The organism is Aeromonas sp. sia0103, from assembly GCF_963895295.1.
In the GTDB taxonomy this organism is placed as follows: domain Bacteria; phylum Pseudomonadota; class Gammaproteobacteria; order Enterobacterales; family Aeromonadaceae; genus Aeromonas; species Aeromonas encheleia.
In genome coordinates, this window is sequence record NZ_CAWQKG010000033.1 from 21713 (window position 1) to 40526 (window position 18814).

Annotated in this window: 14 protein-coding genes; 8 read left to right on the plus strand and 6 right to left on the minus strand. The window is 63.3% G+C overall.

What is annotated here, in order from left to right; translation table 11 throughout:
- Nucleotides 1-67: 67 nt before the first annotated feature.
- Genes AACW18_RS11415 through selD form a run of 3 tightly spaced genes read right to left on the minus strand, consistent with a single transcriptional unit; the run spans nucleotide 68 to nucleotide 2932 of the window.
- On the minus strand, nucleotides 68-712 hold the full coding sequence (locus AACW18_RS11415) for an MBL fold metallo-hydrolase (protein WP_218388710.1): 645 nt from the start codon (nucleotides 710-712) through the stop codon (nucleotides 68-70).
- Nucleotides 706-1836 (minus strand): tRNA 2-selenouridine(34) synthase MnmH, encoded by a 1131-nt coding sequence (mnmH, locus tag AACW18_RS11420; protein ID WP_218388711.1) that lies wholly within the window; start codon nucleotides 1834-1836, stop codon nucleotides 706-708. Before mnmH ends, AACW18_RS11415 begins: the two co-directional genes overlap by 7 nt.
- A gap of 58 nt (nucleotides 1837-1894) precedes the next feature.
- A complete protein-coding gene (gene selD, locus AACW18_RS11425) occupies nucleotides 1895-2932 on the minus strand; it encodes a selenide, water dikinase SelD (RefSeq protein WP_218388712.1) in 1038 nt (345 codons plus the stop codon).
- Nucleotides 2933-3277: 345 nt separating this feature from the next.
- Here selD and AACW18_RS11430 point away from each other — a divergent pair, with 345 nt between their 5' ends.
- The 3 genes from AACW18_RS11430 to AACW18_RS11440 all read left to right on the plus strand — a co-directional run bounded on the left by AACW18_RS11430 (nucleotide 3278) and on the right by AACW18_RS11440 (nucleotide 6659).
- Nucleotides 3278-3706 carry an EamA family transporter gene (locus tag AACW18_RS11430; protein WP_218388713.1) on the plus strand — a complete coding sequence of 143 codons (429 nt, stop codon included), beginning with the start codon at nucleotides 3278-3280 and terminating at the stop codon, nucleotides 3704-3706.
- Between the two features lie 104 nt (nucleotides 3707-3810).
- Complete coding sequence (locus tag AACW18_RS11435; protein WP_218291433.1) at nucleotides 3811-4455, plus strand: glutathione S-transferase family protein; 645 nt, start codon at nucleotides 3811-3813, stop codon at nucleotides 4453-4455.
- 305 nt (nucleotides 4456-4760) lie between these two features.
- On the plus strand, nucleotides 4761-6659 hold the full coding sequence (locus AACW18_RS11440; RefSeq protein ID WP_339381528.1) for an alkyl/aryl-sulfatase: 1899 nt from the start codon (nucleotides 4761-4763) through the stop codon (nucleotides 6657-6659).
- A gap of 542 nt (nucleotides 6660-7201) precedes the next feature.
- Here the strand turns inward: AACW18_RS11440 and AACW18_RS11445 are convergent.
- The gene (locus AACW18_RS11445; RefSeq protein ID WP_042654784.1) at nucleotides 7202-8395 is read right to left on the minus strand and encodes a class I SAM-dependent methyltransferase; all 1194 of its coding nucleotides are present in this window, start codon (nucleotides 8393-8395) and stop codon (nucleotides 7202-7204) included.
- A 332-nt stretch (nucleotides 8396-8727) separates the two neighbouring features.
- Between AACW18_RS11445 and AACW18_RS11450 the strand changes: the two genes are divergently transcribed.
- Complete coding sequence (locus AACW18_RS11450) at nucleotides 8728-11940, plus strand: ExeM/NucH family extracellular endonuclease (RefSeq protein WP_256351858.1); 3213 nt, start codon at nucleotides 8728-8730, stop codon at nucleotides 11938-11940.
- Nucleotides 11941-12062: 122 nt separating this feature from the next.
- Here AACW18_RS11450 and AACW18_RS11455 read toward each other — a convergent pair whose 3' ends face one another.
- The gene (locus AACW18_RS11455; RefSeq protein ID WP_218388714.1) at nucleotides 12063-13493 is read right to left on the minus strand and encodes a methyl-accepting chemotaxis protein; all 1431 of its coding nucleotides are present in this window, start codon (nucleotides 13491-13493) and stop codon (nucleotides 12063-12065) included.
- Between the two features lie 82 nt (nucleotides 13494-13575).
- On the opposite strand from AACW18_RS11455, the gene AACW18_RS11460 reads away from it, so the two are divergent.
- Both AACW18_RS11460 and AACW18_RS11465 read left to right on the plus strand, forming a co-directional pair.
- Nucleotides 13576-13848, plus strand: coding sequence for an acylphosphatase (locus tag AACW18_RS11460; RefSeq protein ID WP_218291430.1), 273 nt, complete (start codon nucleotides 13576-13578; stop codon nucleotides 13846-13848).
- A gap of 27 nt (nucleotides 13849-13875) precedes the next feature.
- Nucleotides 13876-14622 carry a CHAD domain-containing protein gene (locus tag AACW18_RS11465; protein WP_218388715.1) on the plus strand — a complete coding sequence of 249 codons (747 nt, stop codon included), beginning with the start codon at nucleotides 13876-13878 and terminating at the stop codon, nucleotides 14620-14622.
- A gap of 112 nt (nucleotides 14623-14734) precedes the next feature.
- On the opposite strand, the gene metG is transcribed toward AACW18_RS11465, so the two are convergent.
- The gene (metG, locus tag AACW18_RS11470; protein ID WP_218388716.1) at nucleotides 14735-16768 is read right to left on the minus strand and encodes a methionine--tRNA ligase; all 2034 of its coding nucleotides are present in this window, start codon (nucleotides 16766-16768) and stop codon (nucleotides 14735-14737) included.
- Between the two features lie 185 nt (nucleotides 16769-16953).
- Between metG and apbC the strand changes: the two genes are divergently transcribed.
- Nucleotides 16954-18036: an iron-sulfur cluster carrier protein ApbC gene (gene apbC / locus AACW18_RS11475; protein WP_218388717.1), complete on the plus strand. Its 1083-nt coding sequence runs from the start codon at nucleotides 16954-16956 to the stop codon at nucleotides 18034-18036.
- A gap of 108 nt (nucleotides 18037-18144) precedes the next feature.
- Complete coding sequence (gene udk / locus AACW18_RS11480) at nucleotides 18145-18789, plus strand: uridine kinase (protein ID WP_042654777.1); 645 nt, start codon at nucleotides 18145-18147, stop codon at nucleotides 18787-18789.
- The last annotated feature ends 25 nt before the right edge of the window (nucleotides 18790-18814 follow it).

Here is an 18814-nt window from a genome sequence, read left to right on the forward strand (position 1 = left end):
CATTCTGGCGTTCTTGTAGCGGCCATGAAAAAGGGCGACCCGCGGGTCGCCCTTGTCGTCAGCCGCTCTACCAGACCGGCTGAGTAAGGTAGGGATTGCTGACCCGCTCGCGACCGAAGGTGGAGCTGGGGCCGTGGCCCGGCACGAAGACGATGTCATCGCCTAGGGGCAGCAGGGTCTCGGTGATCGAGCGAATGAGGGTGCCGTGATCGCCACGGGGAAAGTCGGTGCGGCCGATGCCACCGGCGAACAGCACATCGCCGACCCAGGCGAGCCGCTCGGCCTGGCTGAGCAACACCACATGGCCCGGGGTGTGGCCGGGGCAGAAATAGACCTCCAGCTCGCAGTTACCGACTGTCACCTTGTCGCCCTGCGCCAGCCAGCCGTCCGGGCTGAAGGCGGGAGTGTGGGCAAAGCCAAACATCTGGCTCTGCTGAGGCAGCATGTCGAGCCAGAAGGCGTCTTCCTTGTGGGGACCGATGATCTTGACCCCGGTCTGCTCGCGCAGTGGGTCGGCGCCCCCCACGTGATCCAGATGACCGTGGGTCAGGATGATCTTCTCCAATACCAGGTTGTGCCGGGCGATGGCCGCCAGCAGCTTGTCTGTCTCACCACCGGGATCGATCAGCGCCGCCTGGCGGGTCTCGTCGCACCAGACGAGGGAGCAGTTCTGGGCGAAAGGGGTGACCGGGATCACCTCGAATTTCAACATGCTGGGGTCTCCTGATTGGCCTCTGCAGCCTGCTGCTCGGCAAAGAAGGCGAGGCAGGCCTGCTTGTCGCCCCGAAAGCGGATCCGCTCCCGTTTGTTGTTGAGCTGATAGAGATACATGGGATCGTAGTAGCGGGTCAGCAACAGGCGGATCCAGGCCAGGTGCAGCTCGGTGTGGCCGCTGCCGGCCTGCTCGGAAAGGGCCGCTTGCATCAGCTGATCCAGCTCGCGATGGTCCCTGTCCCCGAGCCGCTTCTTGAGGCGTGCCAGGGCATCGGTCAGGTAGCCGGCAAACAGCGGCCAGCCCTCATCGGCGCCATACATCTCCTGGTAGCGCTGCCAGAGATCTTGTACGTAATCGACCCGGATCTGCTCGGCCCGCTCCTCTTGCGGCACATCCACCACCACCAGCGGTGCCTGGCACATGGCCTCATAGAGGCTATGGGGCAGGGCGCAGCGGCCGATGAGACGGCTCTCGTCCTCCACCACGAAGGCGTGCTCGCCCCGGTGGCGGCGCTTGAGCAGCTCGATGGCGATATTGTTCTCGAAGTTGATGTTGCTGGGCTGGCCGCCCGGCAGCTGCCCGAAGGAGGAGCCCCTGTGATGGGCGTGCCCCTCCAGATCCACCGCCTGGGCAACCTGGCCCAGCATATGGGTCTTGCCGGAGCCGGTCATACCGGTCAGCACTGTCCAGTGGCACTCGGCCGCGGCCCTGTCCTGGGTGTCGATCAAGAAGCGGCGCAGCTCCTTGTAGCCCCCGGCCACCCGTGGACGGGTGACGCCGGCCTCGTGTAACCACTGCTGCACCGTCTGCGAGCGCAGGCCGCCACGGAAACAGTAGAGCAGGGCATCGGGCTGCTGGCGCAACTGGGCCAGCCAGCCCTCGAGGCGCTCGGCGCGCACCGCGCCGCCCACCAGCTTGTGGCCGAGTGCGATGGCGGCGGCCTGGCCCTGCTGCTTGAAACAGGTGCCCACCTTGGCGCGCTCCTCGTCCGTCATCAGCGGCAGGCTGACGGCAGTGGGGAAGGCGCCCTCCTTGAATTCGATGGGGGCGCGCAGGTCGATGAGCGGCACATCCTGCAAGAAGATCCCGGCCAGGTCCGTGGCGAGTGGCAGTTCACTCATCGCGCATCACCCCGCAAGGCCTGGGCCAGATCGATGTCGGCGGCAAACCGCGATGAACTCATTGGATGACCTCGATAAAGCGTTCGCCATCCAGCGCCTTCATCACGCCGATGGGGGAGAGGCTGAGGCCAGCATCGGCGGCGATGCTCAGCAGCTCGGCTTCGCTCTCCTTGCCGACGGCCACCAGCAGGCCGCCGCTGGTCTGGGGATCGCACATGATGTTGCGGGTGCGATCGTCCATGGCATCGAGCTTGTGGCCATAGGAGTCGTGGTTGCGCAGGGTGCCGCCGGGCACGCAACCCTCGGCCAGGTAGTAATCCACCTCGTCCAGCAGCGGCAGCGCCCCGAACTCGAGGCGGGCGCACAGCTTGGAGCCTTCGCACATCTCCAGCAGGTGGCCGGCCAGACCGAAGCCGGTCACGTCTGTCATGGCGTGCACCCCCGGCAAGGCTGCGAACTGTTGGCCAATCTTGTTGAGGGTGCACATGGCGTCCGGGGCCAGCTGCTCGTGCTCGGGCTTGAGCTTGCCCTTCTTCTGGGCCGTGGTGAGGATGCCGATGCCGAGCGGCTTGGTCAGGTAAAGGATATCGCCCGCCTTGGCGGTGTCGTTCTGTTTGATGGCATCGAGCGGCACTATGCCGGTCACCGCCAGGCCGAAGATGGGCTCGGGGGCGTCGATGCTGTGGCCGCCGGCCAGGGAGATCCCCGCCTCGTGACACACCTGGCGGCCGCCGTCGATCACCTGCTGGGCCACTTCCGGGGCCAAGGTGTTGATGGGCCAGCCGAGGATGGCGATGGCGACGATGGGCTTGCCACCCATGGCATAGATGTCGCTGATGGCGTTGGTGGCGGCGATGCGGCCGAAGGTGAAGGGATCGTCGACGATGGGCATGAAGAAGTCGGTGGTGGAGACGATGCCCTGACCGTTGCCGATGTCCACCACGGCGGCATCATCCTTGCTGCTGTTGCCCACCACCAGGGTCGGATCGTCGAACCCCGGGATCTGGCTCTTGAGAATGGTGTCGAGCACCTTGGGGGAGATTTTACAGCCGCAGCCAGCGCCGTGGCTGTATTGGGTCAGACGAATGGAAGACATACTTACCCCTCTTGGTTCAAGCTCGTTCAGGCTGGTGCGACGCTGCTCGAGAACGGCGCGGCCATCACGGTACGGATAGATCGCAGAAAACGGGTGACCTTGGCTGGCATAGCGGGCGGACCGCTGAATGGGCCGTCGAGTCGGACGGGGCGCCGGGGGCAGGGACCCCACAGCAGCGCCACCAAGGGCCACGGGACGGGGCATTATGCCACAAAGCGAGTGCGGGATCCGAACCGCAATTGAGATGAGTGCACGCGGACGAGGCGTGTGGGCACCGCCGTGGCCCTGATGGCCGGGAGCGGCTCTGCTACAACTTAGGCATCCCTTTCTCGCAAGGTAAGCGCCATGAGCCTGAGCTGGTTCTCCTGGGCCCTGTTATCGGCCATCTTCGCCGCCCTGACCGCCATCTTCGCCAAGCTGGGGGTGCAGCATATCAACTCGGATCTGGCGACCCTGATCCGCACCGCCATGATCTTGCTGGTGCTCGGCTGTTACATTGGGCTCAGCCACCAGTGGAGCAACCCGCTGCTGCTGTCTGGCCACAGCTGGCTGTTCCTCGGCCTGTCGGCGCTGGCGACCGGGGCCTCCTGGCTCTGCTACTTTCGAGCCCTGCAGCTGGGGGAGGCTTCCCAGGTTGCACCGATCGACAAGTTCAGCCTGGTGCTGGTGGTGCTCTTCGCCTGCCTCTTCCTCGGCGAGCGACCCGCGCCGCGGGAGTGGTTGGGCATCGGCCTGATTGCGGTTGGGGTACTGGTGCTCGCCATCAGGCGCTAGGGGCGCGGTGGCTGGTTCGGCACACCTGGCAAGTCGGCGGGCGGCAGGCACCGAAGGATGGGGATAGACTGGGTTGTCACCCACCGAAGCGGAGCCGCCTTGTCATGAAACTCTATGCCCACCCTTTCTCGTCCTACTGCCAGAAGGTGCTGATCGCCCTCTACGAGAACGCCCTGCCGTTTGACTATCGCAACCTGGAGGATCCCCAGGCCAACGCCGAACTGGCGGCCCTCTGGCCCCTCAAGCGCTTCCCCGTCCTGCAGGATGGCAAGCGCACCGTGCTCGAGAGCAGCACCATCATCGAGTATCTCCAGTGCCACCATCCCGGCCCCCAGTGCCTGATCCCGGCCGGTGATGCGGGCATCAAGGTGCGCATGCTCGATCGCCTGTTCGACAGCTATGTGATGACCCCGATGCAGAAGGTGGTACTGGACCAGCTGCGGCCAGAGTCTGAGCGCGACAGCCATGGGGTGGCCGAGGCCCGCGAGATACTGGACAGTATCTATCCCTGGCTCGACGAGCGGCTCGAAGGGCGTCGCTGGATCGCCGGTGATGCCTTCACCCTGGCGGACTGCTCCGCCGCCCCCTCGCTCTTCTATGCAGATTGGGCCCATGAGATCCCGCCCGTTCACGCCAGGCTGCGGGCCTACCGTGCCCGTCTGCTGAGTCGACCCTCGGTCGCCCGGGCGGTGGACGAGGCGCGGCCATTTCGCCACTACTTCCCGCTGGGGGCGCCGGATCGTGACTGAGACTATGGTCCATCATGGGAGAGGTAAGGAGCCCGCTCCCATGGTCACCCTCATCCCAGGTTGCGTACCTGGTCGGTTGATTACAGAAACGATATTTTAATGTAAACAGATGGTTACGATTCTCATTCGATTCCTGTACCCTGCCTGAGGTTGAATTGTCATCGCTGAATGATCCAGGGTGACCGGTATGAAAACGCCATAAACGTTAACTAATCGAGGATTCAAGAATGAGACTGACCCAGATTGCCAAGAGTGTTGCATTGGCGGGTATGCTCGCCACTGTTGCCGTTCCAGGATTTGCTCAAGTGAGCCCCAAAGAGGCGACAGCGGCCACCAAGCAGGCCAATGATGCCCTCTATAAACAGCTGCCCTTTGCCAACAAGACGGATTTCACCGATGCCCACAAGGGCTTCATCGCGCCATTGCCGGATGCGGTGATCAAGGGCGAGCAGGGCAATGTGATCTGGGATCCCAAGCAGTACGCCTTCATCAAGGAGGGGGAAAAGGCCCCGGACACGGTCAACCCCAGCCTCTGGCGCCAAGCTCAGCTCATCAACATCAGCGGCCTGTTTGAAGTCACCGAGGGTATCTACCAGATCCGCAACCTCGATCTGTCCAACATGACCATCATCGAGGGCAAGGAGGGAGTCACAGTGGTGGATCCCCTCGTCTCGGCCGAGACGGCCAAAGTGGGGATGGAGCTTTACTTCAAGCAGCGCGGCAAGAAGCCTGTGGTCGCGGTGATCTACACCCATAGCCACGTCGATCATTACGGCGGTGTGCGCGGGGTGGTGGACGAAGCGGACGTCAAGGCCGGCAAGGTGAAGATTTACGCGCCCGCCGACTTCATGGAATCCGCCGTGGCCGAGAACATCATGGCGGGCAACGTGATGAGCCGCCGGGCCAGCTACATGTATGGCAACCTGCTCAAGCCGGATGCCAAGGGGCAGGTTGGCGCCGGGTTGGGCACCACCACCTCCGCCGGTACCGTCACCCTGATCGCGCCCACCGACTATGTCACCAAGACCGGAGAGAAGCGGGTCATCGATGGCCTGACCTATGACTTCATGATGGCACCTGGCTCCGAGGCTCCCGCCGAGATGCTCTGGTTCATCGAGGAGAAGAAAGTCATCCAGACGGCCGAAGATGTCACGCACACCCTGCACAACACCTATTCCCTGCGCGGCGCCAAGATCCGCGAGCCCTTGCCCTGGTCCAAATACCTGAACCAGGCGCTGACCCTCTGGGGTGACAAGGCCGAGATCATCATGGCGCAGCACCACTGGCCGACCTGGGGCAATGAGAACGTCAAGCAGCTCATCAAGAGCCAGCGTGATCTCTATCGTTACATCAACGATCAGACGCTGCGCATGGCGAACGAGGGTTATACCCGCGATGAGATAGCCGCCAAGTTCACACTGCCACCCAGCCTGGCCAACACCTGGGCGAACCGGGGCTACTACGGCTCGCTCAGCCATAACGTCAAGGCCACCTATGTGCTCTATCTGGGCTGGTTCGATGGCAACCCGGCCACCCTGGATGAGCTGCCACCGGTGGAGGCCGCGAAGAAATATGTCGACTACATGGGTGGGGCCGACAACATCCTGAAAAAAGCGCAGGAGGACTTCGCCCAGGGTCACTACCGCTGGGTCGCGCAGGTGGTCAGCAAGGTGGTATTCGCCGATCCAGACAACAAGGCGGCCAGGGATCTGGAGGCTGATGCCCTCGAGCAGCTCGGTTATCAGGCCGAATCCGGTCCATGGCGCAACTTCTATCTGACCGGCGCGCAAGAGCTGCGCAACGGGGTGGTGAAGCTGCCGACGCCGAACACCGCCAGCCCGGATACGGTTCGCGCCATGACGCCCGAGATGTTCTTTGACTACCTGGCGCTGCACATCAACGGTGAGAAGGCGGCCAGTGCCAAGTCGGTGCTGAATATCGATCTCGGTGCCCAAGGCGGCAAGTACAAGCTGGAGCTGGAAAACGGCGTGCTCAACCACACCGCCGATGCCGAAGCCAAAGATGCCGATGCAACCGTGACCCTGAGTCGCGATACCCTCAACAAGATCATCCTGAAGGAGGAGACGCTCCAGCAGGCGCAAGACAAGGGCGAAGTGAAGATCAGCGGCAAGCCAGAGAAACTGCACGATCTGCTGGGCTACATGGATAAATTCGAGTTCTGGTTCAACATCACCACACCCTGATCCTCGGGTGCGCCAGGCCGGCAAGCATGTCAGGCCTGGCTCCTGGCCGAGGGGAAACGGCAAACAAAACAGGCCCGCAATTGCGGGCCTGTTTACGTTGACGAGGAGGAGTGCTCGGCTTGGCGGGTGCGCCCACAGGCTCGGCGTCTTGTCGAACTAGGCAGCAGCAAGCGCGCAGGGGGGCGACGGTATCAGCAGGGGAAACGTAATGCTTTATGCATGAAAATGGGTTTTTATGAAAATAGCGCCGATATTTCCCCGGGGAATTTCCAGCATCAGTGATTGAATGTGCAGTTTTTTGCATATAAATGAGAGCGACTCTCTCTCCTGCCGTTGGGGCTGAGTTCCCCAAGCCCCAACGGTTGGCAGTGAAGGAAGGGCGATTCGATGGGTATCTGTGGCAAGCCCCTTGGTCAGCGTGACCTTCGTTATCTCTTGCCGTGGAAAGGCGCAAACAAAAGGCCCGCTAGCGATAGCGGGCCTTTTCTGTGACACGGTAGGTCTCCCTTTACTGGTAAAGAGAGCCCGGCGGTCGCTGCGGCTTAGCGGGCGCGCACCGCCAGCCCCTTCAGGTAGAAGCCTTCCGGATAGGCGGTGCCGATCGGGTGATCGGAGGCCTGGGACAAGAGCTCCAGGATCTGGGCATCGCGGCCGGCGTCCAGCGCGGCATCGGCCACTATCTTCTGGAACAGGCTCTGCTCCATCAGGCCGGAGCAGGAGTAGGTCAGCAGCACGCCACCCGGCGCCAGCAGCTGGAACGCCAGCATGTTGATGTCCTTGTAGCCGCGGCAGGCACCCAGCAACTGGGCCTTGCTCTCGGCAAACTTCGGCGGGTCCAGCACGATGACATCGAACTTCTCGCCCTTCTCGCGGTATTCGCGCAGCAGCTTGAACACGTCGTGGCGGACGAACTGGGTGTTGGAGACATCCAGCCCGTTCAGCTCGGCGTTCTGGCGGGCCATGTCCAGCGCGTTCTGGGAGAGATCGACGTTGACCACCTCACGGGCGCCGCCCTTGAGGGCGTAGATGCCGAAGCCGCCGGTGTAGCAGAAGCAGTTGAGCACCCGCTTGCCTTCGGCGTACTTGGCCACCGCCTGGCGGTTGTCGCGCTGATCCAGATAGAAGCCGGTCTTGTGACCGTTGCGGATGTCCACCAGGATCTTGACGCCGTCGTTCTCTTCGATCATCACCGGCTCGGTCGGGGCCTCGCCATGGATGACGCCGGTGCGCTCCTGCAGGCCCTCTTTCTTGCGTACCGCCACGTCGGAGCGCTCATAGATGTTGCACTCGGGATAGAGGGTACGCAGCGCCTGGGTGATCAGCTCGCGCTGGAACTCGGCCCCGGCGGAGAGGATCTGGCACACCAGGAAGTTGGCGTAGCGATCTATGGTCAGGCCCGGCAGGCCGTCGGACTCGGCGGCGCACAGGCGATAGCCGGTGAGACCCTGACGCTTGATCAGCGGATCCCGGGATTCCTGGGCATATTTGAGGCGGCGGATAAAGAAGTCCAGATCGATGGTCTCTTCTTTATCGAAGGTCCAGACCCGGGCCCGGATCTGGGAGCTGCCGGACCAGGCGCCACGGGCGAGCCACTTGCCATCGTTGCTGTAGATCTCGACGGTGTCGCCATCGATGGGGTTGCCCTGCACCTTGTCGATCCCCTTGGAGAAGATCCAGGGGTGACGGCGCAGCAGGGATTTTTCGCGGCCTTTGACGAGATAGATGTATGTGCTCATGGGTGTTTGCCGATGCCAGGAAGAGGAGGGGGCACATTCTAGTGTTAAAGGAGGCCTTAAGCCAGCCTTGCCCCGCGGCTTTCGTGGGCCCGCCCTGCGCCTCGCCGGTCCTGACGCGCCGCCAATGTTAAACAACTCGATAAACCTGAACCTTATCTGTCACTTGCCAGCAACAAACTTCTGCAATTGTTAGCCAGCTCGCGGTGTGAGCCGGGAAAAGCGGGCAGAGTATGTGCGCCGTCTGGCTCTTGCCTGCGGCAGCTAACAAGGTGCTGCGGCCTCAGGGTCGCCCAATATCACTGGCAACAATAAACAAGAAAGGAAGGCTTAACATGTCAGGAAGACACTCTCTGCTGGCGCTCTCGATCGGGCTGGCATTGTCTGGACAGGTGCAGGCACAGCTGCTCATCACCGAATATCTGGAAGGATCCGGCAACAACAAGGCGCTGGAGCTGAGCAATCTCGGCGCCAGCGCGGTCGATCTCGGTCAATACCGGCTGGCCCTCTACGCCAACGGCCGTACCCTGGCGGCGGGACCGACCAACAGCCTGCCCCTGCAAGGGACCCTGGCCCCCGGCGCCAGCCTGGTGCTGGCCCACCCCTCGGCGCTGGCCGCCACCCTGGCCAAGGCCAACCAGCTCAGCGGCAACCTGGTGTTCAACGGCGACGATGGGCTGGTACTCTATCGGGGGGACGAGATAGTCGACAGCCTGGGTCAGATCGGGGTGGATCCCGGCACCGCCTGGGTGTCCGGCGCCGTCTCGACCCTGGACATGACGCTACGGCGCAAGGCCGGCGTCAACCTGGGGCGCACCGGGGCCGAGTCCACCTTCGACCCGGCGGCGGAATACCAGGCCTTCGCCCGGGATGAGGTGAGCGGCCTGGGTTGCAGCGGCGAGCAGAGCTGCGATGGCTCGCAGCCGCCGGTCTTCGCCTGTCCGGTGGACGAGCTGATCTCCGTACCGGCCATTCAAGGCAGCGGTGATCGCAGCCCGCTGGTGCCGGCCGGCAAGTTCGAATCCGAGACCGCCTATGCCACCCGCGGGGTGGTGACCCAAGTTGTGAACGGCCTCTACAAGGGCTTCTTCATCCAGGACGCACAAGGGGACGGCGATCCCGCCAGCTCCGACGGCCTGTTCGTGCAGAGCAGCCAGACCAGCGGGCTGGTGCCCGGGGCCGAGGTGTGTGTCTCCGGCAAGGTGAAGGAGTATTACAACCAGACCCAGCTCAGCGCCGACGCCCTGACGGTGACCCAGCCCATGGTGGGCTTGGTGCCGGCGGTGGATCTGGTAGCGACGGCGGGCGAGAGCCTGACCACCCTGCTGGAGCGCCACGAGGGGATGCGGGTGCGGCTGGTGCCCGAGTCCAGCCTGGTGGTCACCCGCAACTTCAGCTTCGACTACGATGGCAAGCGCAACAACCTGGTGCTGGCCTACGGCGCGCCGCTCATCAAGTCGACCCAGAAGTTCCCGGCCATGAGCGAGCAGGCGAGCCAGTGGGCGGAGCGCAATCGGCAAAATCAGCTGGTGGTCGAGACCGATGCCAAGGCGCCGGATGGTGTCCTGCCCTGGTATCCCGCCTTCGATGCCGAGCAGGGTTATCTGCGCATCGGCGATCGGCTGAGCAACCTGGAGGGGGCCATCGGCTACTCCTATGACTTCTACCGGCTGGTGGCCGACAACAGGATCACCCCGGCGGACGTGGATCACCGCGGCTGGGATCGGGTGCAGACCCCGGAGCTGGCCGCTGCTGGGGATCTGCGGGTAGCGAGCTTCAACGTGCTCAACTTCTTCACCACAGTGGTGGGGGGCGATGCCAACCCGACCGGCAGCAACCGAGGCGCCCTGACGGTGGCCGAGTTCGAGTTGCAGCGCACCAAGATCGTCAGCGCCATCACCCGGCTCAACGCCGATGTGGTCGGGCTGATGGAGATAGAGAACAACGGCTACGGGGAGAACTCCGCCATCGCCAATCTGGTAGGGGCCCTCAACGCCGCCCTGCCGGACGAGCAGGATCACTACGCCTGGGTGGCGTCGCCAGATGGTCAACCCATGGGCACGGACGCCATCACGGTGGGGCTCATCTACCGGCCCGCCAAGGTGAGCCTGGAGGGGGGCTCTCAGCTGATCCCGCTGCCGGTGCAGGTGGCCGAGGCCGTCGACGGCGCGGGCAAGCCGGTCAGCATCCGGCAGGGCATGCGCGACTCCCTGATGCAGCGCTTCCGCTCACCCAAGGGGGATGCGCCGCTGACCCTGGTGGTCAACCACCTCAAGTCCAAGGGCTCGGCCTGCTACGAGGACTATCCCGACTATGCCAGCGCCGATCCCCTGGATGGGCAGGGACACTGCAACGCGCTGCGGGTCTCCGCCGCGAAAGTGCTGGGGGAGCGACTCAAGCAGGAGGCGGGGGATCTGCTGGTGATCGGGGATCTCAACGCCTACGGGATGGAGGATCCGGTGCGGGTGCTGACCGACTATGATCCGGCCGCCCAGAGCCGCCAGATCATGAGTGCCGGCTTCACCCTGCTGGCGGGGCAGCCCTATGAGGAGCAGCCGAGCGCGGTGGGCAAGGGGGCCGGGCTGGTCAACCTCAACACCCAGTTCCACGGCACAGAGACCTACTCCTACAGCTATGAGGGGGAGCTGGGCAATCTGGATCACGCCCTGGCGAGCCCGAGTCTGGTGAGCAAGGTGATCGGCATCGAGGATTGGCACATCAACTCGGCCGAGAGCAACTTCTTCGAGTACGGCAGTAAGTTTTCGGGTCAGCTGGCCAAGTCCGAGGGGCCGTTCAGCGCCTCGGATCACGATCCCGTGCTGGTGGCCATCCAGTACCCACTGCCGCCGACCGGGGAGCTGAGTCTGAGCCAGAGCGCAGCCAGCGTGGAGGAGGGCAACACCCTCAGCCTGGCGGTGCAACGGCTGGCCGGCAGTCATGGCACCGCCAGCGTCAGCTGGCGGGTGCAGCACGGCAGTGCCGACGGCCAGGACGTGGCGCAGCTCGGCGGGGTGCTGAACTGGGCGGACGGGGACAAGGAGGAGAAGAGCCTGCAGATCCCCATCCTGAGCGACACCCGCAACGAAGGGGATGAGACCTTCAGCCTGGTGCTGCACGATGCCAGCGGTGCCACCCTGGGGGAGCAGCATCAGACCCTGGTGACCATCAAAGACAGGTTGGCCCCCTCCACCATCGCGCTGCAGAGTCCCGTCATCAAGGTGAGTGAGGGTGACTGGCTGGTCGAGATCCCGCTGGTGCGCAGCGGCGACCTGCGTCAGCCCGCTCGTGCCCAGCTGGCACTCGATGGCCTGAGCGCCCGCTGGGGGCTGGACTTCCTGCCCTGGTTTGGTCAGTCCGTGAGCTGGGCCGCCGGTGAGGGCGGCGTCAAGTCCATCAAGGTGCTGGTCATCGACGACTGGTTTGTCGAGCCCACCGAGCAGTTCAGGGTCAGCCTGCAGCGGCTGCAAGGGGCGCAGGCCGGTGATCAGCAGGAGACCCGGGTCGACATCCAGGACAACGACAAGTCCTGGTGGCCCTTCGGGCGCTGAGTCGGCAGGCAGAAAGGGACCCGAGGGTCCCTTTTTTCATCCGGCGTTTTATAGGACGATAAAATGTGTGCCAATAAAAAAGGCCATCCGTTGGATGGCCTTGTCGTTTGTGGTGGCGAGCCTCAGATCCGCAGACCCGTCATCGCCTGACTCAGCTCGGTGGCGGTGGCCTTGAGGCCTGAGGTGCCGGCGACCGAGGCGCTGGCCGACTCTTCCACCCGACCGGCCTCGTTGCGCACCTGATCCAGGTTGCGGGTGATCTCCTCGGCGACCGAGCTCTGCTCCTCGCTGGAGGTGGCGATCTGGGTGCTCATCTCCAGCACCGCGTCGCTGTGGCTGCTCAGCTTGTCGATGTCCTGTCCCACCTCGGTGATGAGCGCCTGGCTGCTGGCGGCGCGGCCGACGGTCTTCTCCATGATGTCGTTGAGCGCGCCTGTGCCGGCCTGCAGCTCCTCGATCATCTGCTGGATCTCCACCGTGGCCTGCTGGGTGCGGCTGGCGAGGGTACGCACCTCATCGGCCACCACCGCAAAACCGCGGCCCTGCTCGCCGGCCCGGGCGGCCTCGATGGCGGCATTGAGCGCCAGCAGGTTGGTCTGCTGGGAGATGGCGTTGATGACGCTGACCACCTCGTTGATGCGATTGGCGTTGTGGGTCAAGCGCTCGACGGCGCCCGAGGCGTTGCCGATCTCATCGGCCAGGGTGCGGATCGCCGTGATGGTGCGGGCCACCCGCTCGGCGCCGTTGGCGGCCTCCTCGCTGGACTGGCGGGTCTGCAGCAGGGTGTCGTTGGCGTTGCGGGCGACTTCTCTGATCGCGGCAGACATCTGCTCCATGGCGGCGGCCAGGGAGTCCATGTGCTGGCGCTGGGCACGGGCCAGGGTCTCCCCGTCGCTGGCGTGCTCGCGGAACTCGTCGGCGGCCATGGCCAGCGCCTCGGCGGACTCATCCACGAGGCGCACTATCTTGTGCTGGCGATCGGTGAATCTGTCTATGCTGCCGGCCAGGATGGAGAACTCGTCCCGCACCGGGAAGAAGTTGAGGCGGAAGGTGAGATCCCCGTCGGCCACCGTCTGCAGCGCCTTGTTGGTGGAGTAGAGCGCCCCCGCCACGAAGGTCATCAGATAGTGGGTGATGAGGGCCAGCAGGGCGGCCAGCACGGCGATGATGGTGAGAGTCTTGCCTTGCCCGTCCCACGGGGAGTAGTGGCTGGCATCCAGGGTGCCGGTGACATAACCGGCCTGACCCGCGCTCGCGCTGAAGCTGTAGTGATCTCCCTGCTGGCTCAGGCCGCCGCTGGCACTCTGGCTCAGGGTGAGCTCGGCCGGTAGGCTGAGGGTCGGCTGCTGGCTCACCAGCTGCGCCGTGGTCTCGACCCGTTGCTGCAACTGATCCAGCCGCAGCTGCATCTGCCGATCATGACCGTCGGCCAGCAGATACCAGGTGAGGAAGGCGATGAACAGCAGGGGGCACCAGAAGGTGATGAGAAATTTTTCGCTGATTGTGAGGTGAATGAGATAACGGTCAACCCACCGAAACTTTACTTCTTTCATAATGATATTGCGTCCTGCAAGGGAAGAGTGTCGCACTCATTATCGCCTTGGAGGGAAATTTCTTAAGGGAAAGGTGCCGAAAATGGGAGAGCAATCGTTTGTCGTCCGGGTCTGGGGCCAGGTGCAGGGCGTGGGATTTCGCTACTTCACCCGGGAGCGGGCTCTGCAGCTGGGGCTGCGGGGTCATGCCTACAATCTGGAGGATGGCTCGGTCGAGATCCTGATCGCCGGCCCTGAGGAGAGGGTGCAGATGATGCTGGGCTGGCTGGAGCACGGCCCCAGGACGGCGACTGTGACCCGAATGGAGTGTGCCAAGGCAGCGCCGCCCACGGGCAGCGGCTTTCATACCAACTAGCAGAAGGGAGGCAAGAGCATGGAGAGGATGCCACAGACGGCATGGCTGGAGCAGGCACACGGGCTCATCGATCAGTATTGGGCGGCCACCCTGGCCCTGCGCCAGAGGGCGGATGTGGCCGAGGTGCACGCCTACCGGATCGCGGCCCGCCGGCTGCTGGCGCTGCTCGCCCTGTGGCGCCCCCTGATCCACCAACCCGGGCTGGAGCGGCGCCTGCACCGCGCGACCTGTCGACTCTCCGCCCTGCGGGATGCCCAGGTGTATGGGGAGCGCTTCGGCGGCAAGCCCGTCCCCATGCCGCCAGTCCGGGTGCCCATGTTGACGGTGCGCCTTGAGCGCTGGATCAGCCGCCTGGCCCAGGTGCCCGCCGACTTCAATCCCTTGCCACTGTTTCAACTGCAGCTGGTACTGCGGCTGGCCGACGGGCTGGCGGCGCCGCTGGATGTCGCCGTCGCCAGTGAGCGGCGCCAGTTGCGCCATTGGCATCGGCTGCGGCTGATCCTCAAGCAGACCCGCTACGGGGTGGAGCTGCTGGTCGGGCAGGGGGTCGGCGATCCGGCCTGGCTGGCCATGCTGATCGAGTGGCAGGAGCGGCTCGGTCAGCTGCAGGATGGTCGGCAATGGCTCAGACGGCTGCGCCGCAAGCGGGTCAGCGACAAGCGCAAGCGTCAGCTGCATCGGCTGGAGGCGGCGATGCACTGCCAGTTGCAGCAGCTCGATTGCCAGCAGGCGGAGCTGGTCGGGCTCAGGATGGCGATGCTGCGCCCGGCCTGATGACTGGGGCCGTGCAGTGGCAATGAAGGGCTAGAAAGGAAGAGATAAAAAAGAGAGGCCAATGGCCTCTCTTTTTTATCGCAGCGTGTTGATCACAGCGTGCGGGTCGCGCTTACTTGACGCGCATGCCGGGCTGGGCGCCTTCCTGCGGCTCAAGGATCCAGAGATCCTTGCCGCCCGGGCCTGCGGCCAGCACCATGCCCTCGGACATGCCGAAGCGCATCTTGCGCGGCGCCAGGTTGGCCACCATCACGGTCAGCTTGCCTTCCAGATCTTCCGGGTTGTAGGCGGACTTGATGCCGGCGAACACCTGACGGGTCTCACCGCCCAGATCCAGCTGCAGCTTGAGCAACTTGTCGGCCTCCGGCACGGCTTCGGCCTTCTTGATCAGCGCCACGCGCAGGTCCAGCTTGGCAAAGTCCTCGTAGGAGATGGTCGGGCTGATGGGGTCATCCGCCAGCGGACCGGCCACCTTGGGTGCCTGCTCCTTGGCCAGATCTTCCTTGGAGGCTTCGATCATGGCCTCAACCTTGGCGGGCTCGATGCGGGAGAACAGCGCCTTGAACGGGGCCAGCTGGTGGTTGGTCAGCGGCTTGGCGACTCCTTCCCAGCTGAGGGTCTCACCCAGGAAGGCTTCGGTGCGCTCGGCCAGCAGCGGCATGACGGGCTTCAAGTAAGCCATCAGCACCCGGAACAGGTTGATGCCGACGGAGCAGACGTCCTGCAGCTGCGCATCCGCGCCTTCCTGCTTGGCGATGACCCAGGGGGCCTTGTCGTCCACGTAGCGGTTGGCCTTGTCGGCCAGCGCCATGATCTCGCGAATGGCGCGGCTGAACTCGCGGGCCTCGTAGGCGTCGGCAATAGCCGTGCTGGCGTTGGCAAACTCGGCGTAGAGCTCGGGTTCGCTGCAGCTGTCAGCCAGCTTGCCGTCGAAGCGCTTGGTGATGAAACCGGCGTTGCGGGAGGCCAGGTTGACCAGCTTGTTGACCACATCGGCATTGACGCGGGAGACGAAGTCTTCCAGGTTCAGATCCAGATCGTCGATGCGACTGTTGAGCTTGGCGGCGTAGTAGTAACGCAGGCATTCCGGATCCAGGTGCTTGAGATAGGTGCTCGCCTTGATGAAGGTGCCCTTGGACTTGGACATCTTGGCGCCGTTGACGGTCACATAGCCGTGCACGTTGACCTTGGTCGGCTGGCGGAAACCCGCCCCTTCCAGCATGGCCGGCCAGAACAGGCAGTGGAAGTAGGCGATGTCCTTGCCGATGAAGTGATAGAGCTCGGCGGTGGAATCTTTCTTCCAGTAGCTGTCGAAATCGATGTCGCCGCGCTTGTTGCACAGGTTCTTGAACGACGCCATGTAGCCGATGGGGGCATCCAGCCAGACGTAGAAGTACTTGCCAGGGGCGCCCGGGATCTCGAAGCCGAAGTAGGGGGCGTCACGGGTGATGTCCCACTGCTGCAGGCCGCTCTCGAACCACTCCTGCATCTTGTTGGCCATCTCTTCCTGGATGGCGCCGGAGCCGCGCACCCAGCCGGCGAGCCAGGTTTCGAACTGGGGCAGGTCGAAGAAGAAGTGCTCTGAGTCCTTCATCACCGGGGTCGCACCTGAGACGGCGGATTTCGGATCGATGAGCTCGGTCGGGCTGTAGGTGGCACCGCAAGCGTCGCAGTTGTCACCGTATTGCTCGGGGGACTTGCACTTGGGACAGGTGCCCTTGACGAAGCGGTCCGGCAGGAACATGGACTTTTCCGGATCGAACAGCTGGGTGATGGTACGGCCCTTGATGAAGTTGCCCTCTTTCAGGCGCCCGTAGATCAGCCCCGCCAGCTCGCGGTTCTCGTCGCTGTGGGTGGAGTGATAGTTGTCAAAGCTGATGTTGAAGCCGGCGAAATCCGTCTGATGTTCTTCGGACACGGCCGCGATCATCGCTTCCGGGGTGATCCCGAGCTGCTGCGCCTTGAGCATGATGGGGGTGCCGTGCGCATCGTCGGCGCAGACGAAATGCACCTGATGGCCACGCATTCGCTGATAACGAACCCAGATATCGGCCTGGATGTGTTCCAGCATGTGACCGAGATGGATGGAGCCATTGGCATAGGGGAGGGCGCAGGTTACCAGCATTGTACGAGGATCAGTTGCCATAATACGTTCTTTATGTGCCTGTTGGGATGATACAGTGCCGTGCATGTTACCCGAATTGGGGGCGGCCTGCCTAGGGTTGTGGCCTTGCCTGGCGCGGCAGAGGGCATCCCGGATCCGCAGTCAAGCCACTGATTTGTGTGCGGTAACCGTTCACCTCAGCATAACGACAACATAATGGGGAGTTAATGGTGATTGATTCAGTAAAACAGATCCTTGCCGAATTTAAGCCGGCAGGGTGGGGCAAAGATCTGGTGGCGGCCGGTTTCGTGCGTGCCATCGAGCATCATGAGCAGCGCCTGATCATCAAGCTGGTGCTGCCGTTTGCCGGGCGCTCCCTGTTTGCGCAGATTAAGCAAAACTTCGATTCCCGCCTGCGCATCGCAACGGGAACCGCCGCCATCGACTGGCACTGCGACATCGAGGTGGCGAGCATGCCCCGCGCCCAGCAGCTGGCGGCGGTGCAGGGCATTCGCAACATCCTGGTGGTGGCCTCCGGCAAGGGCGGGGTGGGCAAGTCCACCACCGCCGTCAACCTGGCGCTGGCGCTGAGCAGGGAGGGGGCGCGGGTCGCCATCCTGGATGCGGACATCTATGGCCCCTCCATTCCGACCATGATGGGCACCCTCAAGGAGCGTCCCGGCAGCCGCGACGGCAAGACCATGGAGCCGGTGATGGCCTGTGGCCTCAAGAGCAACAGTATCGGTTACCTGGTGGCCGAGCAGGATGCCACCATCTGGCGCGGTCCCATGGCGAGCAAGGCGCTGGCGCAGATCCTGCACGAGACCCGCTGGGGCGAGGTAGATTACCTGGTGGTGGACATGCCGCCGGGCACAGGGGACATCCAGCTCACCCTGGCCCAGCAGGTACCCACCACGGCGGCGCTGATCATCACCACCCCGCAGGACGTGGCGCTGGCGGACGCACGCAAGGGCATCGCCATGTTCAACAAGGTGCATGTACCTGTGCTCGGCATCATAGAGAACATGAGTTATCACGTCTGCAGCGCCTGCGGTCATCACGAGGCGCTGTTCGGGACCGGTGGCGGCCAGAAGATGGCAGAGCAGTATCAAGTGGCACTGCTTGGCCAGCTGCCGCTGCACATCGATATCCGTCAGCACATGGACAATGGGACTCCCACCGTGTTCGGTGCGCCGGAAGGGGAGCTGGCTGAGGCTTACCTCAAGCTGGCCCGCCGGGTCAGTGCCGAGCTCTATTTCAGCGGTAAACCGATTGCGACCCCGCTCTACACGGTGGCGCTGGACGAATAATCGGCTGTTGGCCGATTGCAATGGATTTGGGGTGGGCATGGCTCACCCTTTTTTATATAATGGATCGGTTTAAACAATCCCCAGTGCTCTTCTCCTTAGGTATTTTCAATGTCTGATACTCAACATTCGTGTGTGATCATCGGTATTGCTGGTGCATCCGCATCCGGCAAGAGTCTTATCGCTCAAACCATTTATGAAGAGCTGGTGGCCGAACTGGGCGCAGGTCAGATTGGTGTGATCACCGAAGATTGCTACTACCGTGATCAGACCCACCTGACCATGGAAGAGCGGGTCAAAACCAACTATGACCATCCGAATGCCCTGGATCATGATCTGCTGGTGCAGCATCTGAGCCAGCTGGTACGCGGAGAAGCCGTCGATATTCCCCAGTACTCCTATACCGAACACACCCGCCTGGCGGAGGTGACTGCCTTTGCCCCCCGTCGGGTCATCATCCTGGAAGGGATACTGCTGCTGACCGATAGCCGGCTGCGGGAGCTGATGGATGCCTCCATCTTCATGGATACCCCGCTGGACATCTGCCTGTTGCGCCGGCTGGTGCGCGACGTGCAAGAGCGCGGCCGGACCATGGACTCGGTACTCAAGCAGTATCAGAAGACGGTGCGCCCGATGTTCATGCAGTTCATCGACCCGTCCAAGCAGTACGCCGATGTGATAGTGCCCCGCGGCGGCAAGAATCGCATCGCCATCGACATGCTCAAGGCGCGCATTCGCCACATGTTGATCGGATAAGATGCTACAAGCCGGGCGATGCCCG